Raw genomic sequence first — 23639 nt, forward strand, 5'->3', positions numbered from 1 at the left:
TAGGGGACGTATGATGCTGAAGATCGTGGCTGCGGCCGTGCTGGCTATTTTCGTCGCGGGTGCTGCCGAAGCGGCGTGCCTGGCGCCGGCGCCGCCGGGCATTCCGGACGGCAAGACGGCGTCCGTCGACCAGATGAACAATGCCGCGGTCGCGGTGAAGCAGTACGTGAAGATGCTGGAATTTTATCAGGCCTGCTTGAAGAAGCAGGATTCGGACGCGCCGGCGGGCACGACCGACGAACAGCGCCGCATCTGGCTGACCCAATACAACAACGCGGTCGACAAGATGGAAGAGGTCGCCAACGCCTTCAACGCGCAGCTGCGCATCTACAAGGCGCGCAGCCAGTAAGAAAGCGGCTCTTCGTAGCATAGCGATAGCGGTGCTCGACTCAGCGCGCATGCGGCGGCAAGGTCCGCCGCCATGACGAGCCCGGCGCCAGCGCATCCCGACCTGTACCTCGTCGACGGGTCGGGTTTCATTTTTCGAGCCTTCCACGCTTTGCCGCCGATGACGCGCGGCGATGGCGTGCCGGTGAACGCCGTCTACGGCTTCTCCAACATGATCTACAAGCTGCTGACCGATTTCGCAGCAGCGCAGGTCGCGGTGATTTTCGATGCCAAGGAAGAGACCTTCCGCAACAAAATCTACCCCGACTACAAAGCCAATCGCGACGCACCGCCGGAAGAACTGGTTCCGCAATTCGCGCTGATCCGCGAGTCGGTGCATGCGTTCTGCCTGCCGTGTCTCGAACTGGAAGGGTTCGAAGCCGACGATCTGATCGCGACCTACGCCAAACAGGCGAAAGCGCGCGGCCAGAAAGTCGTGATCGTCTCGTCCGACAAGGACCTGATGCAGCTGGTCGGCGACGGCGTCACGATGTGGGACCCGATCAAAGCGCGCAGCATCGCTGAACCGGAAGTGTTCGAAAAATTCGGCGTCACGCCCGATAAGGTCGTGGATGTGCAAGCGCTGGCCGGCGACAGCGTCGACAACGTGCCCGGCGTGCCCGGGATCGGCATCAAGACGGCGGCGCAGCTGATCAACGAATATGGCGATCTCGAAACCTTGCTGGCGCGCGCGGGCGAGATCAAACAGCCCAAACGGCGCGAAAGCCTGATCGAACACGCCGAGAAGGCGCGGGTGTCCAAGCTCCTCGTCAAACTTGACGAGGCCGTTCCTGTCACGACGCCCATTGACGAGCTGCGTCCGCGCGAACCCGACAGTTCGAAACTGACCGCCTATCTGGCGAAGATGGAATTCAAGACGCTGCTGAACCGCGTGACGACGCGGCTGCGCGAAGAAGGCCAGGTCGTCGAACATCCCGACCTGCCGGTTGAAACCGCGGCTGCCGCAGCGCGCGCGCTGGATCCCACGCCCGAAGCGCCGGTCGAAGCGCGTTACGAGCTGGTGCAGGATCTGCCGGCGTTGCAGCGCTGGATCGCACGCGCACAGCGCGTTGGTGTCGTCGCGTTCGACACCGAAACCGATTCCCTGACCCCGTGCGTGTGCGGCATTGTCGGCGTGTCGCTGGCGGTGGCGCCGGGCGAGGCCTGCTACATTCCGCTGTGCCACGTGAATCCCGATGCGGGCGGTCTCGATCTCGATCAGGCAGCCAAGCCGCAACAGATCTCGCTCGATGAGTTCAAAACGGCGATCGGCCCGCTGCTGACCGATCCGTCGGTGTTGAAGATTGCGCATAACGGCAAGTTCGACCTGCAGGTCCTGCAGTGCCTCGGGCTAGACGTGACGCCGATCGACGACACGATGCTGATGTCCTACGCGCTCGACGGCGGCAGCCATGGGCACGGTATGGACGAGCTGGCCTCGATCCATCTCGGCTTGAAGACGACGACCTTCGCCGAAGTGTGCGGCAGCGGCAAAGCGCAGATCACCTTCGATCGCGTTCCGCTCGATCGCGCACTGGCCTATGCCGCCGAAGATGCCGACGTAACGTTGCGGCTGTGGCAGCTGTTCAAACAGCGCCTGCTCGCCGATCACATGACGACCTTGTACGAGACGATCGACCGTCCGTTGCTGCGTGTCGTTGCTGGCATGGAAAGCGCCGGCATTTTGATCGACCGCAACGCGCTGGCGAAAATGGGCCAGAAGTTCGGCGAGCGCATGGTGCAGCTTGAAGCCGAAGTGCAGAAACTCGCCGGGCGACCGTTCAATCTCGGTTCGCCGAAGCAACTCGGCGAAGTGTTGTTTGATGAATTGAAGCTCGAAGGCGGGCGCAAGCTGAAAAGCGGCGCCTGGACCACCGACGCGTCGGTGCTGGACGAGATCGAAGACTCCCATCCGATTATTCCGGCGATCCAGAGTTGGCGTCAGCTTGCCAAGTTGAAAGCGACCTATACCGACGCGCTGCAGGAAGAGATCCAGCAGAAGACCGGGCGCGTGCACACGTCCTACGCGCTGGCTGCGACCAGCACCGGCCGCTTGTCGTCGACCGAACCCAATCTGCAGAATATTCCGATCCGCACCGAAGAAGGCCGGCAGATCCGCACCGCCTTCATTGCGGGGCCGGGCAATGTTCTTTTGTCGGTCGACTATTCGCAGATCGAACTGCGCATCGTTGCCGACATCGCCAACATCCAGGCGTTGCGCGATGCCTTCACCAACGGCGACGACATTCACGCGCTGACCGCGAGCCAGGTGTTCGGCGTGCCGATGGCCGATATGACCAAGGACATCCGCGCCCGCGCCAAGGCGATCAATTTCGGCATCATCTACGGCATCTCGGCCTTCGGCCTGGCACGCCAGCTCGGCATTCCGCAAAGCGAGGCGTCGGCCTACATCAAGGCCTATCTCGAACGGTTCTCCGAGCTGCGCGATTATATGGAAGAGACCAAGTCCTTCGCGCGCAAGCACGGTTACGTGCTGACGTTGCTGGGCCGCAAATGCCATGTCGCCGGCATCAACGAAAAGAATCCGGCGCGCCGGAGCTTTGCCGAGCGCCAGGCCATCAACGGCCGTATCCAGGGCACTGCCGCCGACATCATGCGCCGCGCCATGCGCAATGTTTCGCGCGCGCTGCAGCGCGCCGGCTCGCCGGCGCAGATGCTGCTGCAGGTGCATGACGAACTTGTGTTCGAAGTGCCCGAGACGCATGCGGAAGCAACCGCAGCCATCGTACGTACCGAAATGGAACGGGCCGCAACGTTGGGCGTGCCGTTAGTTGCCGAAGCGGGCTGGGGCAAATCGTGGGCTGACGCTCACTAGAAAATCGTCTGTAACGACGGACGATTTGTGCCGAATGCGGATGAAGCCAAAGCTTCACGCGGGAGAGGCGGCATGACGACACGGCGCGAATTTCTCACTCGAACCGCTGCTGCCTGCATCCTTGCGCCGAGCGTCACGGCGCATGCCGCTGCGCGAAAGACGGTGCAGACCGTGCTTGGTCCGATCGATGCGGCCAAGCTTGGCTTCACGCTGCCGCACGAACATCTCTGCGCCAGTTCAGCGGGCTTCTGGCAAGTCTGGCCCGAATATTTTGGCGGCCGTAAAAAATTCGTCGAGAAGGCGGTGGCGAAGCTCAAAGCAGCGCGCGCCGAAGGCGTCACGACGATCGTCGATCTCACCACCGCCGATCTCGGCCGCGACATTCGCCTGATGGAGGAAGTGTCGCGCAAGTCGGGGATGCAGATCGTCGCCTGCACCGGCCATTGGCTGCACCCGTCCGTGTCGATGGACGCGCGCAGCGTCGAAGAACTGGCTGATTTCTTTCACAAGGAAATCGAGCACGGAATCGAAGGCACCAAGATCAAAGCGGGCGTGATCAAAGTGGCGACCGAAACCGCGACACCACAGGATCCCGGCACGCTGTTTGACGACAAGCTGCTGCGCGCTGCGGCGCGGGTGAGCAAAGCGACCGGCATTCCGATCGAAACCCACACGCACGCGCTCAATCGCGACGGGCTTAAGCAGGCCGAGATTTTCGAAAGCGAAGGGCTGCAGCCTGCGCGGGTTTCGCTGGGGCACAGCGACGAGAGTGACGATCTCGATTATCTGACTGGCCTGCTCAAACGCGGCTACCGGATCGGAATGGATCACATGATGTACGGCATCCCGGCGGGCGCGAAGCTGCCGTGGCAGAAGCGCGCCGACTGCATCAAGACGCTGATCGATGCGGGCTTCGCGGGTCAGCTGCTGCTGTCGAACGACTGGATGTTCGGCATCTCGGTGGCTCCGACCGGCACGCAAGACGCGCTGGAGAAGATCAATCCGGATGGGTTGCTGTTCAACACGCGCAAAGTGCTTCCGTACCTGCAGCAGCAGGGCGTGACGGCGCAGTTGATCCGTCAAATGACCGTCGACAACCCGCGCCGCTTCTTCGCCGGCGTCTGACGATCAGGCGAGGAAGCGGGCCCGCATCGCGTCGATGGTGGGGCCGTAGGCGCCCAGGATTGCGGTGGCGGCGACGCGCACGCCGGGTTCGTCCTTGGCGACCGCGGCGCGTTCCAAGGTGCGCGCCAGGGCTTCGATCTGCGCTGCGCCATAGCTGCCGGCGCTGCTGATCGCGCTGTGTCCTTCGGCGCGCAGCAAGGTCAGGTCCATCTCGTCCAACGCTGCCGACAGGCGCACACGACGCTCTTCGGCATGTTCGATCCAGGCTTCGATCAAGCCGCGGAACGTCGCGCCGTCGAGCGCGGTCGCCAATGTCTCCAACCGACTCGGATCGAGAATCTGCGCTTCGCCGGCGGCTTTCACCGGTGCAGCAACAGCCTTGCCGTCGAACAGGCGCGCCAGGCACGCAAGCATCTCGTCCGGCGTGAATGGTTTGGCGAGATAGGTCTGCATGCCGACGTCGCCAAAGCGCGCTTGCAGATCGCCCTGCGAATGCGCGGTCAGCGCCACGATCGGCGTGTCGTTGCCCGCATCGCGCAATTTGCGCGCCGCTTCGGTGCCGTCCATCACCGGCATCTGCACGTCCATCAGAATCGCGTCGTAGCGCATCGTCTGCGCCGCGTTCACCGCCTGCGCGCCATCGCCGACAATATCGACCACGAAACCGGCGCGCGTCAGGATCGCTTCGGCAAGTTGCTGGTTGATTGGATTGTCTTCGGCCAGCAACAAACGGCGACCGGCGCCGTCGATGCGCGCGGCGACCGCGCTTTGCGGCGTCGCGGTCGCCGGCAGCGGCAGTTCGAACCAGAAGGTCGCGCCCTTGCCGGGTTCGCTCTCGACGCCGATTTTGCCGTGCATCAGTTCGACCAGGTCGCGGCAGATGGCGAGGCCAAGACCGGTGCCGCCATAGCGGCGTGCAATCGTGCCGTCGGCCTGGGCAAATTTCTGGAACAGACGGCCGCGCGTGTCCGCGTCCATGCCGGGGCCGGTGTCGCGCACTTCGAACCGCACTGTGTCGCCGTGGCGCAGCGCTGTGACGGCGACGCTTCCCTTTTCGGTGAATTTGACCGCGTTGCCGAGCAGGTTGGTCAGGATCTGGCGCACGCGCGTCGGATCGCCTTCGACCCAGCCGGCAACGTCAGGCGCGATTGCGATCACCAAGGTCAGGTCTTTTTCCGCCGCGCGCGGTTCGATCACCGATACTGCGTCGCCGACGATCGTGCCCAGATCGAACGGCAAGGTTTCGATCGACAGCTTGCCCGCTTCGAGTTTCGACGCGTCGAGCAGATCGTTGAGCAGCACCAGCAACGTCTCGGCTGAGCGATAGACCGCAGCGGCGTAATGTTCCTGCTGCTCGTTCAGCGGCGTCTTTTGCAGCAGCGCGCTATAGCCGAGCACGCCGTTCATCGGCGTGCGGATTTCGTGGCTGATGACCGCAAGCAGATCGCCCTTGGCGCGCGTCGCCTGTTCGGCTGCTTGCGCTGCCTGCAGCAAGGCGCTGGTGCGTTCGGCGACGCGATTTTCCAAGGTCGTGTTGGCGTCGAACAGGCTGGTCGTCATGCGCTTCAGCTCGGTCGCAAGACGCACCACTTCGCGGTAGCCGGTGACGGCGGGAATGTCGGCGACTCGATCGGGCACGACTTTGATCGCAGCCTTGGTCAGCAATTCCAGCGGACGCGCGATGCGCCGCGCCAGCCACAACGCCAGTCCGACGCCGAGCAGGCCGCACACGACGCCCAGAATCACAATCTGCTTTGCGAGATCACGCGCCGGCGCCAGCGCCAGCTCGGCCGGCTGACGCGCCAGGATCGTCCAGCCCAGGCCGGCATAGTCGCGATAGCCCGCTTCGCGCGTATAGCCGACGACGTAGCTCTTGCCGTCGGGAAACGTCTCGGTCGCAGTGCCGCGTTCGCCGCGCTGCGCGGCCGCAATGCTGGCGAGGTTGAGCTTGTTGCCTTGGCCGGGCCCCAACAGAACCGTGCCTTCAGTGTCGATGATGCAGATCTCGGCGCCGCGTGTGCGATCCGGCACGGCGCTGAGCAGCGAGTTCTGCACTTCTTCGGCCCAGCTCCAGGCGAGATGCGCGCCAAGCACGCCAAACTTGGTGCCGTCGCGCGTCAACAGCGGCGTTGCGACGTCGACGAAACGCTGCGGTTCGCCGTTGCTCATGGTCGGCAGCAACTTCGCCAGCAGCAACGCGTCATGCACGTCACCGACAAACGGCTTGTCCTGCGCCGATTGGAACCACGGACGTTTGCTGACGTCGGCATTTTCCAGCATGCCGCCGGCGGCTGCTTTGACTTTGCCGTCCAAGGTTGCAACGCCGATCCAGGCATAGGAGTCGAACGTGCTTTTCATCCGGTCGAGCACGGCGCGCAAAGCTGCGGGATCGGCGTTGGGGTCGGGCAACGGGTCGAGCGCAGCGATGGTGCGGACTTCGCGCGCACGTTCAAACATGCCGCGGTCGAGCTTGTCGCCCATCTGGATCGCAAGATCTTCGAGACCTTGGCCGATGCCGGCAACGATTTGTCGTTCGCTGGCAACCAACACCGCGACCGTCACCGACGCGGTGAGCACCAGCGTCAGGGCGCCGAAGGCAGTTGCGAGAAGAGGGGCCAGGCCAAGGCGTCGCATGACGTCTGACCTGCAGCCCAGGTGACGAATGAGCGGTTAATTTTGCACAGTCGACAATGTTGCCGCGCCCAGCACGTGGAGCTGGTCATTCTGCAGCAAGACCACGACCCCGGCGCTGTGCGCGGTCAGGTCGGGGCGGGTTGTCAGCGTCGTCGCTTCGCCGTTCCAGCGCGGCAGCGCTTTGCTGCTCGCAACCGGATGGGTCGTGTTCAGTTGGCGGCCGGCATTTTCGCCCGCCGTCACGCTCTGCGTTTCGCCGCGGTCATAGACGACGACGCGCACGTTCGCGCTGGTCGCGGTTGCGGGAAGATCGATCGCAAGCGTGCCGTCGTTCTGCCAACGCGCCTGCACGGCGATACTGTCTTGTTTGCGCGCCGCGTCGACGGTGCGGTTGATCTCGATCCCTTGGGTGCCGACGATGTCGCTCGTGCCCTGCACGATCGTCTGCGGCGTGTAGAGATGCGGCAGCTTCAACGCGGTTTTGTAGTCGCGCTGGCGCTGCGTGCCGCCAGCGCCCGAATACGGGTCCTTCCAGCCGAGATTGTTCCAATAGTCGACATGCCAGGCGAGCGCGATGACGCCCGGCCGTTTGGCGAGATCGGCCAGCACCGCGTCAGCGGGCGGACAGGACGAGCAGCCCTGGCTGGTGAAAAGCTCGACGACGACCGGCGTTTCGGCACCGGCCGTGCGGCCGAGGCCAAGCGCGGCAAAAAGGGCGAGGAGGATCGCGTGGATGCGCATGGAATAGGCTTCGCGCCGGCGGTCGTCGCGGTTACAAGCTCGGCCCCTGCCGGATTGGCGCATGGAGTCGTGGATCATGAGCGAGAATTCGAAACGTACCTTCCCGGTGTCGTGGGAAGAGCTGCATCGCAACGCCAAGGCGCTGGCCTGGCGTCTGCTGGAGACCCATTCCTGGCACGGCGTCATCGCGGTCACGCGCGGCGGTCTGGTCCCGGCGGCGATCGTGGCGCGCGAGCTGGATCTGCGCGTGATCGATACGGTCTGCATCTCGTCCTACGACCATCAGAATCAGCGCGGCCTGCAGGTGCTGAAAGGCATCAGCGCCGACGGCATCGGTGACGGCGCGGGCTGGGTCGTGGTCGATGATCTGGTCGATACCGGCGCGACTGCGGTCGAGATCCGCAAGATGCTGCCCAAGGCGCATCTGGCGACGATCTACGCCAAGCCGCTCGGCAAGCCGCTGGTCGACACCTACGTCACCGAAGTGAGCCAGGACACCTGGATCCATTTCCCCTGGGACCTCGAAGCCCAGTACGCCAAGCCGATCAAAGACGGCGCGCGCGACTGATACGCCGATAAGCGCGCAAGAACGTGGACAAGATCAAAGCGATGTGAAAATCGTCTCACTGCGAGAAACGCAGGGGGACGCGAGAATGCGGCGTGTCTTGATTTTGGTAGCAGCGCTGCTGCTCGGGATCGTGCAGGCGCACGCCGCGAATGAGCCTGCGTGCGGCAGCAAGCTTTGCCAGCATTTGGTGCAGTTGCTGCCGCCCGGGAAAGACGGGCTCGGACCGATCCGGCGCTGGGAAGACAACGGACCGTTCCTCTACTCGACGATCGGCCTATCCGACGAAAGCGCGAATCTCTTCGGCACGTTGCTGGAAGATTTTGGCCGGCGCGCCGGCCTCTCGATGCAGCGTGCGACGCCGGACAAGATGCGCTTTGTTCGTATCGTTGCGGTCAACACCGACGATCCCAACGTTCGCGCCAATTCGCAGCGTGTGTTCAGTTTCGCCGGCGCCAACGTCACGGTCGAACAGGCTGCGCTGATGGCCAATATTTCGCGCGCAATTCTGCTCTACAAACAGCGTTGGCCGGGATCCTCCGAAGGCAAAGTCGAACGTTGCGGCATGTTCGTGCGCGAAGCGCAGATGAAATCCGACTTAGCCGGATTCATTCTCGGGCGTCAGATTTTTCAGTGTCTGACGAGCTTCGGGAGCAGCGAAGTCCTGCCTTCGATTCTGAACTGGAAGACGCCGCCGCGTGACCTGATCGGTCCTGCGACAGTGCGGTTGAGCGTGTTGGATGAGGCGCTTCTGCGTCTGCTGTATGCGCGCGGCCACTCGCTGTTCGGCGTCGAGCCGGCTGAACTAGTGGCCCAGCTCGAAGCTCGTCTGCGCGCCGATGGATTTCGCGACGATGGAAGCAAGCAATGATGCGCGCTTTGATGTTTGCAGCGCTTGCACTGTTTTGTGCGATGCAAGCGAGCGCTGCCGAGCGCGATGCGCGCCGTTGAACAAACTTTGCCAGCATCTTGATCGGGTGTTCCCGGCCGAAATGCACGACTGGGCGACGGTGCGCAGGTGGGAAGAGAAGCGGCCCATTCTTTACACGACATTCGGTCTGACGGCCGAGCAGGCGCAGATCTTTTCCGATCTGCTGACCAACCTCTCCAAACGTGTCGGCCTCGAAGTGCAACCGGTGACGCCGGACAAGATTGCTGACGTGCAGATCATTGCCGCTAATGCCGAGAATGACGAAGTGCGCAAAAACTTGCCGCGCATCATTCATGTCGTCGGCGATCGTCCGTTGGAAAAATTGAACATGCTCGCGAGCGCAAACACCGCGCTGCTGAAGGTGCATTCGCGCCTTCGCTATCCGGGCTGGGCGCGTTCCGCGCAGGGGCGGCTAGAGAAATGCACGCTGCTGCTGCGTGCAAACAGTTTGGCCGCGACGCCCGACCTGGCCGGCTTCGTCGTCGCGCGGCAGGTCTATCAGTGCCTGACCAGCTTTCCGACGAGCGACGCAGTGGTTTCGATCATGAACACCACGCCGCCACCCAGCCTTCTGTCGCCGCCTTACGCCAAATTCAGCGCGCTCGACTCGGCGCTGCTGCGGATCGTGTACGAGCCGGGCGACGCGCTGTTCCAAGTTCCGCAGCCCGAGCTGGTCGCCCGGCTTGAGGCGCGGTTGCGGGCTGAAGGCTTTCGAGATGACGGGACCAAACCATGAAACGAATCTTGCTGATCGCGGCTGGCTTGTTGGTCACGGCAAGCGCGTATGCCGCTGAGCCGGTGGAATGCGCGCCGCAAAACAAACTTTGCCAACATCTGGCGCGGCTCTTCGCAAGCGATGCACGCGACCATGCGCGTGTCGTGCGATGGGAAGAGACCGATCCGATTCGATTCACCACCATCGGACTGCCAGCCGAAACGGCCGGCGTCTTTGAAGATCTGCTCGAAGGTCTGGCGCAGCGCGCGGGTCTGCGCGTGCGTCGGGTTGAGCCCAGTCAGATCGACGATGCGCAAATCGCAGTCTTTGTGCCGGACGATCCCGAGTTGCGGGACAATCCGCGACGCATTGCCTTTTTTCTGAACGCAAAGCGTCTGACCTCGGTGCAGACCGAACAACTTGCGTTGCGGCCGGCTGCGTTCCGGACGCTCAAGCCTCGCAGCGGCAGGAATGGTGATGCCTGGTCCGGGCGGGTCGTACGCTGCGCGATCTTCCTACGGCCGGACCACACCAGGCCGGCGGCGGTCGGGTTCCTGCTGGCACGGCAGATCTATCAGTGCCTGAGCGGCTTCTCGGAGAGCGAGGCGGCGCCGTCGCTGCTCAACTGGTCCAATGTCCCGCCCAGCCTGATCACGCCGCCCTATGCCAAGATGAGCGCCCTGGACAGCGCGCTGCTGCAGATCCTCTACGAGCCCGGCGACGCCCTGTTCGAGGTCCCGCGCAAGGAATTGGTGGCCAGGATCGAGGCCCGCCTGCGAGCCGAGGGGTTCCGGGACGACGGGACCCGGCCCTGACGGGCAGGGCTGGCCTGAGCCCGCTGCGGCACCGAAACGGTTGATCCGCCAGCCCCTCTCCAGTAGAAACCCCGGCTTCCATAGCGGCCACGGCCTGTAGGGCATGCCCAACCGCTCCCGCAAATCCCTAGGGTTTGCCTCAAGAATACGGAGATCCAAATGCCCAAGATGAAGACCAAGAGCGGCGCCAAGAAGCGCTTCTCGGTCACCGGCAGCGGCAAAGTGAAGTGCAAATCCGCCTTCACGGGCCATCGCCTCGTGTCCAAGCGTAAGTCGGCCAAGATGCGCAATCGCGGCACCCAAATTCTCCAGGAGCAGGACGCAAAGAAGGTCCTCGACTTCTGGATGCCGTACGCGCGCTAAGGAGGCCTGACCCATGGCACGTGTTAAGCGCGGTACCACCGCTCACGCCCGTCACAAGAAGGTTCTGGATCTCGCCAAGGGATATCGGGGCCGTTCGTCCAAGGCCTACCGGATCGCTCTCGAAAAGGTCGAGAAGGGTCTCCAGTACGCCTATCGCGACCGTCGCAATAAGAAGCGCGAGTTCCGCGGCCTGTGGATCCAGCGCATCAACGCCGGTGTCCGCGCCGAAGGTTTGACCTACTCGCAGTTCATGAACGGCCTGAAGAAGGCCGGCGTCGAAGTCGACCGCAAGGTCCTCGCCGACATCGCCATGAACATGCCGGAGTCGTTTACGGCGCTCGTCGCCCAGGCCAAGAAGGCCCTGGGAGCGACGGCGAACGCCTGACGCTCTCAGAAACGGCGACGAGCAAAGATCAAGGGGCCTACGGGCCCCTTTTTCGCATCTGCGTTCTTGGCTACGACCACCTTCACCGTTGGAGGATCTCATGACTGCAGTCGCACATGACATGACGTCGACCACGTTCGATCTGCCCGGCTATCGCGTGACGCGTTCGCTTGGCGTCGTGCGCGGCATCACGGTCCGTTCGCCGCATATCGGCAACCAGATCCTCGGCGGTTTGCGCACCATCCTCGGCGGCGAGATCGACGAGTATGTGAAGATTGCCGAACAGAGCCGCGAGCGCGCCTTCGAGCAATTGCTCGAAGCAGCCGGCGTGCGCGGCGCCAACGCGGTGCTCGGCGTGCGCTACGACACCAATGAGTTGATGCAGAACGCGGCCGAAGTGCTGGCCTACGGCACCGCGGTCGTCGTGGAGAGACTATAATGCTGGGTGAATTGGACAGTCTGACGACGGGCGCGTTGCAACGCGTCGAAGCGGCGAGCGATCTCGCCGCGCTCGACGCAGCGCGCGTCGATGCGTTGGGCAAGAAAGGCTCGATCACCGAGCTGATGAAAAAACTCGGCGGCCTGTCGCCCGAAGAACGCAAAGAAGCGGGCCAGGCGCTGAACGTCGCCAAGGAACGCGTCGCCGCTGCGATCGATGCGCGCCAGACGATCCTCAAAGGTGCGGCGCTGAATGCGCGCCTTGTGGCCGAGCGCGTCGACGTCACTCTGCCGGTGGCGCCCGAAACGCAGGGTCGCATTCATCCGATCAGCCAGACGATCGACGAGCTGGTCGCGATCTTCGCCGACATGGGATTCACCGTCGCCGAAGGACCGGACGTCGAAGATGACTTCCATAATTTCGGCGCGCTCAACATTCCGCCGGAACATCCGGCGCGGCAGATGCACGACACGTTCTATCTGCCGCCGGCGCCGGACGGGCAGAACCGTGTTCTGCGCACACACACCTCGCCCGTGCAGGTGCGCACCATGCTCAGCACCAAGCCGCCGATCCGCATCATCGTGCCGGGCCGCACCTTCCGCTCGGATTACGATCAGACGCACACGCCGATGTTCCACCAAGTCGAAGGTCTGGTGATCGACGAAGCGACGCATATGGGGCATCTGCGCGGCACGATTCTCGAATTCGCGCGCGCGTTTTTCAAAATCGACGATCTGCCAATCCGCTTTCGTCCCAGCTTCTTCCCCTTCACCGAGCCGTCGGCCGAAGTCGATATCGGTTGCCGTCGTTCGGGCGGCGAGCTTGTGCTCGGCCCGCATGGCGATTGGCTGGAAATTCTCGGCTGCGGCATGGTGCATCCGAAAGTGCTCGAAAGCTGCGGCATCGATTCGACCAAATACCAAGGCTTCGCCTTCGGCATGGGGATCGAACGTATCGCGATGCTGAAATACGGCATTCCGGATTTGCGCACCTTCTTCGACGCCGATCTGCGTTGGCTGCGCCATTACGGTTTCTCAATTCTGGAACAGCCGGATCTGGCGACGGGGCTCGGCCGATGAAATTCACGCTCTCCTGGTTGAAGCGTCACCTTGATACCGACGTTTCGCTCGACACGCTGTCGGAACGGCTGACGGCAATCGGTCTCGAAGTCGAAGGCGTCGAAGATCGCGGCGCGTCGCTCAACGGATTCGTCGTCGCATCCGTCGTCGAAGCCAAGCAGCATCCCAATGCCGATCGCCTGCGCGTCTGCAAAGTCGATGCGGGCACCGGCGAATTGCTGAACGTCGTCTGTGGCGCGCCCAATGCGCGTGCCGGCATGAAAGCCGTGTTCGCGCCGTCCGGCGTCGTCATTCCTGCGACCAAGAAGAAGCTCGAAAAGGGCGTCATTCGCGGCGAGGAATCGAACGGCATGCTGTGTTCCTCGCGCGAGCTGGAACTTGGCGACGATCACGACGGCATCATCGACCTCGTCACCGATTTGAAACCTGGCACGCCGGCTGCGGTGGCGCTGGGTCTCGAAGATCCCGTCATCGAAATCGCACTGACGCCCAATCGCGGCGATTGCGCCGGCGTGCTGGGCGTTGCGCGCGATCTGGCTGCGGCCAAGGTCGGGACGTTGAAGCCGCTCGACGCCAAGCCGGTTCCGGCATCGTTCAAAGCAACGATCAGCGGCGGCACCGACGATACCGATGCATGCCCGCTGTTCATGGGTCGTCTCATTCGCGGCGTGAAGAACGGACCCAGCCCGGCCTGGTTGCAGGACGCGCTGCGCGCCGTGGGTTTGCGCCCGATTTCGGCGCTGGTCGACATCACCAATTTCTTCACGATCGACGCGTCGCGCCCGCTGCACGTGTTCGATGCGGCGAAGATCCAAGGCGACCGCGTCTTCGCGCGCCGCGCCAAGAACGGTGAAACGCTCGAAGCGCTCAACGGCAAGACCTACGAGCTGACCTCCGAGATGACGGTGATCGCCGACGCCAGCGGTGCAATCGGCATCGGCGGCATTATGGGCGGCGAGTCGACCTCGGTGTCGGACACGACGACCGACGTGTTCCTGGAATGCGCGTTGTTCGATCCGGTGCGCACGGCCGCGACCGGGCGAAGCCTGCAGATCATGTCGGACGCGCGCTATCGCTTCGAACGCGGCGTCGATCCGGCTTTCGTGCGGCCGGGTGTCGAGCTGGCGACGCAGATGATCCTCGATCTGTGCGGCGGTACCGCCAGCGAGATCACGTTCGGCGGCAAAGAAGACGTGCCGGTGCGCACGATCGAATTCCGCACCACGCGCGTGTTGGCACTCGGCGGCGTCGACGTGCCGGTTTCGCGCCAGCACGAAATCCTGACCGGCCTCGGCTGCAAGGTTGCAGGCCAAGGGAATTTGTTTGCGGTGACCGTGCCGTCCTGGCGTCCGGATCTGTCGATCGAAGCCGATCTGGTCGAAGAAGTGCTGCGCATCGAAGGCTACGACAAGATCCCGTCGGTGATGTTGCCGCGCCTGTCTGCAGTCACGCGCAGCGCGCTCGACAACAACCAGCGTCGTGCGGTTGCCGCGCGTCGCTCGCTGGCGTTGCGTGGCCTGTCCGAAGCGGTGACCTGGTCGTTCCTCGATCGCGCCACAGCCGAAACCTTTGGCGGTGCGCCGGACGAACTTCGTCTGGTCAATCCGATCGCGGCCGATCTCGATCAGATGCGTCCGTCGATTCTGCCGAACCTGCTGCGCGCAGCGTCGCGCAATGCGGCGCGCGGCTTTGCCGACGTTGGCTTGTTCGAAGTCGGTCCGGTTTATCGCGATGCGTCGCCGTCGGGCCAGGACCGTGTTGCCGCCATCGTGCGCACGGGCTCGACCCGCCCGCGCTGGTGGCGTGGCAAGGCCGAGGCGGCCGATCTGTTTGCGGTGAAAGCCGACGCGCTTGCCGTGCTGGCTGCGATCGGTGCGCCGACCGCGAATCTGCAAGTGACCGCCGACGCGCCGGCCTGGTTCCATCCGGGCCGCTCCGGCACGTTGCGGTTGGGACCGACCGTGCTGGCCGTGTTTGGCGAGCTGCACCCGACTGTCTTGGAATCGCTCGAGCTCGAAGGTCCGGCTGCTGCAGCCGAGATCTGGGTCGATCGTGCGCCGGCGTCGAAGAAAAAAGGGACGGCAACACCATTTTTGGCGTTGTCACCGTTCCAACCGGTACGCCGCGACTTTGCCTTTTTGGTCGATCATGACGTGACGGCAGAGGCCTTGCTCAAAGCGGTACGACAGGCCGACAAAGAGTTGGTGGCCGAGGCCTCGTTGTTCGACGTCTATCAAGGCACGAACGTACCGGCGGGGAAGAAGTCGATGGCGGTCGAAGTGGTGCTGCAGCCGATGCGGGCTACGTTGACCGACGTGGAGATTGAAGCGATCGCGGCCAAGGTGGTCGCGGCCGCAGCCAAACTTGGCGCAACGTTGAGGAGCTGAGGACGATGAGCAAGTCGATCACCGAGCTGCATGAACGCGCGCAGAAGGCGCAGGCTGCCGGCAACAAGGACGAAGCAGAGTTTCTGCTGAACCTGGCGTCGAAGCTCGAAGAGGCCGACATGGTGCGCCACCATTTCGGCTATTTCGTCATGCACGCGCAGGCGATCCTGCCGCACGACGCCCAGCCGCGCCATTTCCGCGACGCGCTGCAACGCGCCAAGCGCATTCTGGCTGACACGGCAGACTGATCCCCGCCTTCGCGGGGACAGGCCTTGCACCTCTTCTGTTTCGGCTATGGCGACGTCGCGCGGCGGTTGGCTGCGCGACTGACGCCGCACGGATGGACGATCGCGGGCACGGTGCGCGATCCCGCGCGTGCGGCCGCGCTCAACGCTGTCGGCGTGCGCGCCTTCGCCTATGACGGCAGCGCCGCGCTGGCCGAGTCAGCGCTCGATGGCGTCACGCATGTGCTTGTGTCGGTGCCGCCGCCTGAGACGATCGTCGCGCAGCACCAGCTGCGTGGAATTCCGTGGCTGGGCTATCTCTCGACCACCGGCGTCTATGGCGATCACCAGGGCGGATGGGTCGATGCGCAATCGACGCCGGTCGCGCCGCGGACCGAACGCGCGCGCCGTCGCGTTGAAGGCGAGAAAGCGTGGCTGGCGATCGACGCGCATGTCTTTCGCCTGGCCGGCATTTACGGGCCCGGCCGCAACGCGATCGACGATCTGCGCCACGGCCGCACCACGCGACGGATCATCAAGCCGGGCCAGGTCTTCTCGCGCTGCCACGTCTACGACATTTGCAGCAGCTTGCTGGCGTCGTTCGAGCGGCCCAATCCGGGTGCGATCTACGACATCGCCGATGATGAGCCCGCATCCTCGGCCGAAGTCATCGAATACGCAGCCGCGATGCTGGGCATCGACCCGCCGCCGGCCGTTTCGTTCGACGACGCAGCCCCGGCGATGAGCGAGATGGCGCGCAGCTTCTACCAAGAATGCCGGCGCGTTTCGAATGCGCGGATCAAAGACGAGTTGGGCGTGCAGCTCGCCTTTCCGACCTATCGCGAAGGACTGCGCGCCGTCGTCGGCTAGGGATGACAAAAGTCACCTGCAACGGGTGACGAGCTGCACTGCTGGACGGCCGGCGCGCGCGCTACGAAGCGGGACCAGGAGGTCACGCCATGCGCACATCCCACGAACCGCTCGTCAGCATGCACGGCTGCAGCAAACGCTACGGTACCGTCACCGCACTCGACGGACTCGATTTCGAACTCGGCGCCGGCCTGACCGCGGTGCTCGGCCGCAACGGTGCGGGCAAGTCGACCTTGGTCGGATTGATGCTCGGCCTGTTGCGCCCCGACGCGGGCGAGATCCGCGCCTTCGGCCGCGCCCCGCATGCACTGGAGGTGCGGCAACAGCGCGGCGTGATGCTGCAGACTGCAGGTCTGCCGCGGCCGCTCACCGTGCGCGAGCTGGTGCAGCTGTTCAGCGGCTACTACCCGGCGCCGCGACCACTTGAAGAAACGTTGCAGCGCGCCGGCATTGCCGATGTTGCGAACCGGCGTTGCAGTGATCTGTCGGGCGGGCAGAAACGGCGGGTGCAATTTGCGCTCGCCATTTGCGGCGGGCCGCGCCTGCTCGTGCTCGACGAACCGACGGTCGCGCTCGACCTCGAGGCGCGGCACGAAGTCTGGAAGACCATTCGCGACCTGGTCGCCGAAGGCACCACCGTGCTGTTGACCACACACCATATGGAAGAAGCCGAAGCGCTCGCCGATCGCATCGTCGTGCTCGATCGCGGGCGCATCGTCGCCGACGGCACGCAGGAAGCGATCAAAGCACGCTTCGCGACGCGCACCATCCGTTGCCGCACGCAACTGACCCCGGTGCAACTCGGCGCGCTGCCCGGCGTCCGCAACGTCGCGCAGGCCGGCATGCATGTCGTTCTGCAAACCGACGCGGTCGAGCAGACGATGCGCGCCTTGCTCGATCGTGACACCACCGCAACCGATCTCAGTATCGTCGATACCGAACTCGAAGATGCGTTTCTCGCGCTCACGCGCAGCAACCAGGATTTGCAGGAGGTCGCCTGACCATGTCCGTTACCTCAGTATCCATTGGGGCTATCTACGCCCGCGAATGCCAAGCCGAATTCCGCAAAGCCTGGCGCATGCCGGAATTCTCGCTGCCGACCATTCTGTTGCCGCTTGGATTTTATTCGCTGTTCGCGCTCGCCTTGGGACAGGCGGGCGGTCGCGGGCCGCAATTGCCGCTGCTCGCAACCTTCGGCGTCTACGCCGCGTTGGGGCCCGCCATCTTCGGCTTCGGCGTCGGCATGGCAAACGAGCGGCAACAAGGGCTGCTCGAACTCAAACGCGTGTCGCCGATGCCGGCACAAGCGATCGTCGCGGCCAAACTTATCATGTGCATGGTCTTCGCCTTTGCCGTCGTGGTTGCGCTGCACGGGCTGGCGACCTTGGCCGGCGGCGTGCGCTTGCCGTTTCTGACGCAACTCGGACTCGCCGCGATCCAGACCGTGTCGGTCGTGCCCTTCGCCTGCATCGGCCTGTTGCTGGGTTTAGCGCTGCGCGACCAGGCAGCGATGGCCGCGGCCAACGTCGCCTTCTTCCTACTCGCAGTGCTGGGTGGCTTGTGGATGCCGATGGCCGCGTTCCCCGGCTGGTTGCAGCATTTCGCGTTGCTGCTGCCGTCCTATCACGCGGGCGAGCTGGCCTTGCACGCGGTCGGGTTGGGCGATCGCTATCCCGCGTCGCTGCACGCGATCGTCGCGCTGGGCGAGACTGCGCTGTTTGCAGCCGCGGCGCTGTGGGCGTGGCGGCGTCAACTCGCTTCGGTGTGATCGCTGCAATCACTATGCTGGTCTAAATGGAGCACACCGCGACCCAACAACTTGCCGACAGCGCGCCCACGACCCGCAAAGCGGCGGCGTGGGCGCGTCGCGTCTTTGCGCCCGAGTCCCGGTATCCGTGGCTGATTTATTTGCTGCTCTATCCGATGCCGTATCTGTACCGGGCGCCCAATCGCACCGCGATCCTCGCATCGCTGGCCGGGCTGGCGGTGTTTCTGGTCGGCTATGTTGGGCCCAAGACAAAGCCCGGCACGCGTACCCATTTGTGGCAGGTCCCGCTTTTCGCTGCGATCGGCTTCGCGCTGGTTCCGTTCGGCGGCGTTTGGTCGGTCTTCACCGTCTATGCGGGTGCGGCTGCGGGCCAGTTGCGCCCGTCGCGTGTCGCGCTGCGCGCCTTGGGCGGATTGGCGCTGGTGATCGTGCTGTACGGCATCGCGTCCTTGTCGCTGATCGAATTTCTGCCGACGCTGTTGCTGTCTTGCACGATCGGCGGCGCCTGTTTCTTTCAAAGCGAGCTGCACACCAAGAATGCGGCGCTGGAACGCGCCCAACAAGAAGTGCGCACGCTGGCCGTGACGGCCGAGCGCGAACGGATCGCGCGCGATCTGCACGACGTGCTGGGTCACACGCTGACGCTTGTATCGGTCAAGGCCGATCTCGCCGCGAAACTTGCCGCGCGCGATGCGGTGCAGGCGCGGCGCGAGATGGAAGAGGTGCGCGACGCGGCGCGCGAGGCGCTGGCGCAGATCCGCCAGGCCGTCACCGGCATGCACCAGCCCGTTCTGGCGGCCGAACTTGCGCTGGCACGGCGCACCCTGGCGGCGGCCGACGTGGCCTTCACCGTCGACGCAGCCGCCTTGCCGTTGCCCGCTCCGATCGATGCGACTGCAGCGATGATCCTGCGCGAAGCGGTGACCAACGTCGTACGTCACGCCAGCGCCACGCGCTGCGCCGTCACGATCGTGCGCGGGAAGGACGGTGTCGTGCGCTTGACGGTCGAAGATGACGGGCAGGGCAGCGGCGTCGTGCGCGAAGGCACCGGCCTCGCCGGCATGCGTGCGCGCGCTGCTGCGCTGGGCGGCGTGCTTTCGATCGAACCGGCGGCGGCGACCGGCGGCACGCGGCTCACCGTGCGCTTTCCACCGATCGAACATGCAGGAGAGGCGGCGCAATGATCCGGCTGGTTGTTGCGGAAGATCAGACGATGGTGCTGGGCGCGTTGGTGGCGCTGCTGGATCTCGAAGAGGATATCGAGGTGGTCGGCCGCGCGACCAACGGCGACGCCGCGCTTGCGCTGGTGCGCGCGTTGGATCCCGACCTGCTGGTGACCGACATCGAAATGCCCGGCCGCAGCGGACTCGATCTGGCGCAGCTGCTCAAAGAAGAAGGGCGGCGCACGCGCGTGTTGATCGTCACAACCTTCGGTCGGCCGGGCTATTTGCGCCGCGCGCTCGAAGCTGGCGTGCGCGGCTATCTGCTGAAAGACGCGCCGAGCGAACAATTGGCCGACGCGGTGCGGCGCATCGCAGCCGGACAGCGCGCGATTGATCCGGCGCTGGCCGACAGCGCGTGGGACTACGAAGACCCGCTCAACGACCGCGAACGCGAGGTGCTGCGCCTCTCCGAACACGGCAATAGCAGCAAGCAGATTGCCGCCATCCTTGGCCTGTCACCCGGTACGGTGCGCAATTATTTGCACGAAGCGGCGCAGAAACTCGGCGCCGGCAACCGCATCGATGCGGTGCGCGTTGCGCGCCAGAATGGCTGGCTTTAAACGCCGACCGCTTTCGTCAAACCCAGCGGTGCGTAGGGCACGGTCGGGAAGACGTTGGCGATGTTGGAATTGCCGGTGCGGTTGACCAGCACTTCGGACAGGACGCGGCGATAGTCGGTGGTGATCGCAAGATCGCGCGTCTCGTCCAGCACCGCCGCGTTCAAGCCCGGCCAGGTGCCGTAGATCTTGCCGCCATTGATACCGCCGCCAAGCACGAACATCGCCGATCCATGGCCGTGATCGAGTCCGCCCGAACCGTTTTCTTTGAAGCGGCGACCGAACTCGGTCATGGCGACGACGGTGACGCGGCTTTGATAGGCGGCAATGTCGTTCCAGAAGGTGGTGAGGTTGGACGACAATTGCCGCGCCACGTTGTTCATCTGCGCGACCAGATTGTCGTGATGATCCCAGCCGCCGAAATCGACCGTCGCGACTTCAAGCCCGATATCCATTTTGATCAGCTGCGCCAGCGATGCGAGGCCGGTGCCCAGACCGTCATTGCCGTAGGCGAGGCCGGTGCCCGGCGTATAGGCGATGACGCGTCCGGCAGCGTCGCGGGCCAGCTTGCTTTGAATCGCCTGCGTCGCCGACACGGTTTTGCGCGCGACCTGCTCGTAGCCGCTATTGCCTTTGGTCAACGCGGTATAGATGGCGGTGTCGGTGGTTGCGTTGGTGAGCGCGAAACTCGACGGCGTCGACACGGCAACCGCGCTGGCATCGCCCATCAGTGAACGCGGCACGCTGCTCGACACAGCGACGTCAGGCAGCAGGCCACCAGCATTGCCGACGGTTGCGACGTGGCGCGCCAGCCAGCCGCTGGTCTGGGTCTTTTCGCCGTCCGCGACGCCGCGCTCCATAAAGTCTTGGCTGTCGAAATGGCTGCGCGAATTCGACAGCACGCCGGTCGCGTGCACGATCGCAAGTTTGCCGTCGGTATAGAGCGATTGCATGCCGCTCATCGTGCCGTGCAGGCGCCAGTCGAGACCGTTGGGGCCGTTCGGAATCTGCAAGCCGACATTGGTGCCGCTGTCGCGCACGCGGATCGTCGGGCGGTTGGCGATATAGTCGGGATCGTTGACCGGTGCGACCAGCGACAGGCCGTCGGCGGCGCCGCGCAAAAACAACACGACGAAGATGTCGCGATTGGTTGATGGCGTCGCCGCCAGCGCAACGCGCAAGCCCGGCGTGCCGGTCGCGATCATGGCGCCGGTGCTGGCGATGAAGGAGCGGCGGGTGATCGTCATGCCGGTGCTCCTCAACGATAGACGTAGTTGGTGGTGGCGGCGATCAACGCCACCATGCGCCGCAACGCAGTTTCCTGCGTGGTCGCCGCCGCGGTCGTTTTGGTGCCGTAGCCCGCACTGCTGTTCGTATCGCTCATCAGAGCCTGATAGACCGTGTCGTCGGGCCGATAGCCGAGCAGGCGGTTGAGCCAGAAATCCAACGCCGCCTGTCCCGAGGAAAGGTCGCTGGCGCTCATCTGCGCGCGCAACGCGCCAAGCGTGCCGTAGCTGGTCGTCGACAGCACGGTCTGTAGCAGGTTCCAGGTGCGTAGCGTCGTGTTGGTGGTCAACCAATAGCCCGCTGTGTCAGGCAGGCCGTTGGGCGCGCCCCAGCCATATTGCGTATAGCCGGTGGCATCGAGCGCGCTTGCCACGGCCGGCTGCGGATTCGCCGCAGCACCGGTCACGCGCAGCACGCCGATGATCTGTTCGAACGGGCGTTTCAGCTTCACGCCGCTGATCTGCAGCGCATCCGGATGCGTCAGGATCGCGCGCAGCGTGTCGGCGATCTGCGTCGCCTGTCCGTTGCGCGCCTGGAAGGTCGCAGCGCCCGCATCGATCACGCTTTGCGGCGGCGTATCAGAGACAAAGCGTTTGGCGAGCTTGCTAGCCAAAAACTGCGCCGTGCCGGTGTGCGACGCCAGCATGTCGAAGAGCTGTCGCGCTTCGGATTGCGGATCGCTGGTTTGTTTCAGTGTGACGCCAAGGATCTTCTTGGTTTCGGTATTGTGGAATTCCGAAACGAACACAAAGTTGCCGGTGTTCGGCAGCGTGCGATTGCCCGCGCGCGATCCGTTTTCGACCGTCCAGCCCGACAGCGCCTTGGCGGCCGTGACCACATCCAGATCGGTGTAGCCGGCGGCAATGCCATTCACCATCGGCGGCGTCGTGAATTCGTAGTAGTTGCTCACGCCCAGCGTGTGCAGCTCCATCATCTCGCGAGCGAAATTCTCGTTCGGCGTCGTAGCCCGGCTCGATTGGTTCGAGAGGTAGTAGAGCATCGCGGTCGAACTCGCGACGCCTTCCAGCATGGCGCGAAAGTTGCCCAGCGCGTTGGCGCGGATGACGCGGATATACGCCGCGTAAGAAACGGCGGTCTGGTTCGACGTCGATGCGTTGACGTTGAAATGGTCGGTCCAGAACTCGACCAGCTTTTCGCGCAGCTGAAACGGGCTGGTTGCCGAACGGATCCACGCCGCTGCGCGCGTCTCCTGCACGACGCGATTGATTTCGGTGTTGTTCGATTGCGCGATGAACGGCCACAGGTCGCTGATCGGCGCGTAGAGCGCGGTCAGTCCGCGTTGTTCGGTTTCGCCGGCTGCGTTCCGGATCGGGATCGTCGCTGCAGCAAGCGCTGCGTCGCTGACGCCGTCGCTATCGATCGGCGCCGCCAATTGCGCGTCGAGCCACGCGGTCGGGCCCATCATCCCGATGTAATACAGATCCAGCGGCGTCGCCCCGTAGGTGACGCGATTCAGCAGCAGACGGGATTGATCAGGCACGCTCGCAAGCATCGGCTTCTCCGACGAGTGCAGTTCCACAAAGGATGCACGTTTTTCTCGGAAATATCCTGCGGTCTTTTCCCTTACGCGATGGTGAAGACGATCCAGGCGCCCAGCAGCAAGCCTGGGCCGAACGGAATCTCCCGCTGCGGCTGTACACGCGCCGCGAGTGCCACCGTCAACGTTGCGAGCGCAGCGATTAACAAAGCCGGCCCAATTTGCTGTGGCTGCATCCACAGCCCCAGGGCGGCAAATAGCTTTACGTCGCCGAATCCCAGCGCTTCACGCTTGCGCAGCCGTATGAACGCCCAGCGAACGAGCAGCAACAGTGACCCTGCAAGCAGTGACGCACCCACTGCCTCATTCAGCGTTTGCAACGTCGCTGCACGCGTCAATCCGACCACCGCAATCGATCCGACAATCAGGTCGGGCAGAAGCTGATCGGCGAAATCCGACCACAACAGCGCAAGCGTCGACGCGCCAAGAAAGCCCCATGCGAATCGCTCCGGGACGTCGCCTGGCGCGAGATACAGCGCGGCGATCCAAACCAGCATCGAGCCTGCTTCCAACAGCGGATGCACCAGCGCGATCGTTGTGCCGCAGCGGCGGCACCGGCCGCGCAGCCAGCCCCACGACAGAAGTGGGACGAGCTCGAACCAGACCAGCCGCACGCCACACGCATCGCAGACCGAACGAGCCATGCCGATCGGACGCGCTTGCGGAAGCCGCAGCACGATGGTCGCAAACAAGCTTCCCTGGACGAGGCCGAGAAGGGCGGTCAACACGGTCAACACGATGCTTGTGTAG

At 64.0% G+C, this 23639-nt stretch carries 23 protein-coding genes; 18 read left to right on the forward strand and 5 right to left on the reverse strand.

Annotation, left to right across the window (positions count from 1 at the left end):
- Positions 1 to 13: 13 nt before the first annotated feature.
- The 3 genes from TMPK1_RS20245 (at position 14) to TMPK1_RS20255 (ending at position 4348) form a co-directional block, all read left to right on the forward strand.
- Positions 14 to 349 carry a hypothetical protein gene (locus TMPK1_RS20245; RefSeq protein ID WP_420245396.1) on the forward strand — a complete coding sequence of 112 codons (336 nt, stop codon included), beginning with the start codon at positions 14 to 16 and terminating at the stop codon, positions 347 to 349.
- Positions 350 to 421: 72 nt separating this feature from the next.
- The gene (polA, locus tag TMPK1_RS20250) at positions 422 to 3223 is read left to right on the forward strand and encodes a DNA polymerase I (protein WP_420245397.1); all 2802 of its coding nucleotides are present in this window, start codon (positions 422 to 424) and stop codon (positions 3221 to 3223) included.
- 72 nt (positions 3224 to 3295) lie between these two features.
- Entirely contained in the window at positions 3296 to 4348 is a 1053-nt protein-coding gene (locus tag TMPK1_RS20255; protein WP_420245398.1) for a phosphotriesterase family protein, read from the forward strand.
- 3 nt (positions 4349 to 4351) lie between these two features.
- Here TMPK1_RS20255 and TMPK1_RS20260 read toward each other — a convergent pair whose 3' ends face one another.
- A complete protein-coding gene (locus TMPK1_RS20260) occupies positions 4352 to 6982 on the reverse strand; it encodes a hybrid sensor histidine kinase/response regulator (RefSeq protein ID WP_420245399.1) in 2631 nt (876 codons plus the stop codon).
- A gap of 36 nt (positions 6983 to 7018) precedes the next feature.
- On the reverse strand, positions 7019 to 7723 hold the full coding sequence (locus tag TMPK1_RS20265) for a DUF1223 domain-containing protein (RefSeq protein ID WP_420245400.1): 705 nt from the start codon (positions 7721 to 7723) through the stop codon (positions 7019 to 7021).
- Between the two features lie 76 nt (positions 7724 to 7799).
- Here TMPK1_RS20265 and gpt point away from each other — a divergent pair, with 76 nt between their 5' ends.
- From gpt to TMPK1_RS20340, 15 genes are all read left to right on the forward strand, one after another.
- A complete protein-coding gene (gpt, locus tag TMPK1_RS20270; protein WP_420245401.1) occupies positions 7800 to 8291 on the forward strand; it encodes a xanthine phosphoribosyltransferase in 492 nt (163 codons plus the stop codon).
- 85 nt (positions 8292 to 8376) lie between these two features.
- Positions 8377 to 9159, forward strand: a complete 783-nt coding sequence (locus TMPK1_RS20275; RefSeq protein ID WP_420245402.1) for a hypothetical protein — start codon at positions 8377 to 8379, stop codon at positions 9157 to 9159.
- 106 nt (positions 9160 to 9265) lie between these two features.
- The gene (locus TMPK1_RS20280) at positions 9266 to 9955 is read left to right on the forward strand and encodes a hypothetical protein (RefSeq protein ID WP_420245403.1); all 690 of its coding nucleotides are present in this window, start codon (positions 9266 to 9268) and stop codon (positions 9953 to 9955) included.
- Positions 9952 to 10749, forward strand: a complete 798-nt coding sequence (locus tag TMPK1_RS20285) for a hypothetical protein (protein WP_420245404.1) — start codon at positions 9952 to 9954, stop codon at positions 10747 to 10749. The genes TMPK1_RS20280 and TMPK1_RS20285 overlap by 4 nt, the downstream gene beginning before the upstream one ends.
- A gap of 159 nt (positions 10750 to 10908) precedes the next feature.
- Positions 10909 to 11112: a 50S ribosomal protein L35 gene (gene rpmI, locus TMPK1_RS20290; RefSeq protein ID WP_420245405.1), complete on the forward strand. Its 204-nt coding sequence runs from the start codon at positions 10909 to 10911 to the stop codon at positions 11110 to 11112.
- A gap of 13 nt (positions 11113 to 11125) precedes the next feature.
- A complete protein-coding gene (rplT, locus tag TMPK1_RS20295; protein WP_420245406.1) occupies positions 11126 to 11497 on the forward strand; it encodes a 50S ribosomal protein L20 in 372 nt (123 codons plus the stop codon).
- Positions 11498 to 11597: 100 nt separating this feature from the next.
- The gene (locus tag TMPK1_RS20300; RefSeq protein WP_420245407.1) at positions 11598 to 11936 is read left to right on the forward strand and encodes a YbjQ family protein; all 339 of its coding nucleotides are present in this window, start codon (positions 11598 to 11600) and stop codon (positions 11934 to 11936) included.
- Entirely contained in the window at positions 11936 to 13015 is a 1080-nt protein-coding gene (pheS, locus tag TMPK1_RS20305) for a phenylalanine--tRNA ligase subunit alpha (protein ID WP_420245408.1), read from the forward strand. The genes TMPK1_RS20300 and pheS overlap by 1 nt, the downstream gene beginning before the upstream one ends.
- Positions 13012 to 15402: a phenylalanine--tRNA ligase subunit beta gene (pheT, locus tag TMPK1_RS20310; protein ID WP_420245409.1), complete on the forward strand. Its 2391-nt coding sequence runs from the start codon at positions 13012 to 13014 to the stop codon at positions 15400 to 15402. The genes pheS and pheT overlap by 4 nt, the downstream gene beginning before the upstream one ends.
- Positions 15403 to 15407: 5 nt before the next feature.
- Positions 15408 to 15650 (forward strand): hypothetical protein, encoded by a 243-nt coding sequence (locus tag TMPK1_RS20315; protein WP_420245410.1) that lies wholly within the window; start codon positions 15408 to 15410, stop codon positions 15648 to 15650.
- A 24-nt stretch (positions 15651 to 15674) separates the two neighbouring features.
- Positions 15675 to 16496, forward strand: a complete 822-nt coding sequence (locus TMPK1_RS20320) for an SDR family oxidoreductase (RefSeq protein WP_420245411.1) — start codon at positions 15675 to 15677, stop codon at positions 16494 to 16496.
- 89 nt (positions 16497 to 16585) lie between these two features.
- Entirely contained in the window at positions 16586 to 17497 is a 912-nt protein-coding gene (locus TMPK1_RS20325) for an ABC transporter ATP-binding protein (protein ID WP_420245413.1), read from the forward strand.
- A gap of 2 nt (positions 17498 to 17499) precedes the next feature.
- On the forward strand, positions 17500 to 18264 hold the full coding sequence (locus TMPK1_RS20330) for an ABC transporter permease (RefSeq protein WP_420245415.1): 765 nt from the start codon (positions 17500 to 17502) through the stop codon (positions 18262 to 18264).
- 26 nt (positions 18265 to 18290) lie between these two features.
- Positions 18291 to 19448 carry a sensor histidine kinase gene (locus TMPK1_RS20335; RefSeq protein WP_420245416.1) on the forward strand — a complete coding sequence of 386 codons (1158 nt, stop codon included), beginning with the start codon at positions 18291 to 18293 and terminating at the stop codon, positions 19446 to 19448.
- Entirely contained in the window at positions 19445 to 20047 is a 603-nt protein-coding gene (locus TMPK1_RS20340) for a response regulator transcription factor (protein WP_420245417.1), read from the forward strand. The genes TMPK1_RS20335 and TMPK1_RS20340 overlap by 4 nt, the downstream gene beginning before the upstream one ends.
- Here TMPK1_RS20340 and TMPK1_RS20345 read toward each other — a convergent pair.
- From TMPK1_RS20345 to TMPK1_RS20355, 3 genes are all read right to left on the reverse strand, one after another.
- Positions 20044 to 21291 carry a DUF1501 domain-containing protein gene (locus TMPK1_RS20345; RefSeq protein ID WP_420245418.1) on the reverse strand — a complete coding sequence of 416 codons (1248 nt, stop codon included), beginning with the start codon at positions 21289 to 21291 and terminating at the stop codon, positions 20044 to 20046. The two genes, TMPK1_RS20340 and TMPK1_RS20345, sit on opposite strands and share 4 nt — an antisense overlap.
- An 11-nt stretch (positions 21292 to 21302) precedes the next feature.
- Entirely contained in the window at positions 21303 to 22832 is a 1530-nt protein-coding gene (locus TMPK1_RS20350; protein ID WP_420245420.1) for a DUF1800 domain-containing protein, read from the reverse strand.
- An 83-nt stretch (positions 22833 to 22915) separates the two neighbouring features.
- Complete coding sequence (locus TMPK1_RS20355) at positions 22916 to 23614, reverse strand: prepilin peptidase (RefSeq protein WP_420245421.1); 699 nt, start codon at positions 23612 to 23614, stop codon at positions 22916 to 22918.
- Positions 23615 to 23639 lie beyond the last annotated feature (25 nt).

The sequence above is a fragment of the Roseiterribacter gracilis genome, assembly GCA_018332375.1.
Classification (GTDB): domain Bacteria; phylum Pseudomonadota; class Alphaproteobacteria; order BOG-932; family Roseiterribacteraceae; genus Roseiterribacter; species Roseiterribacter gracilis.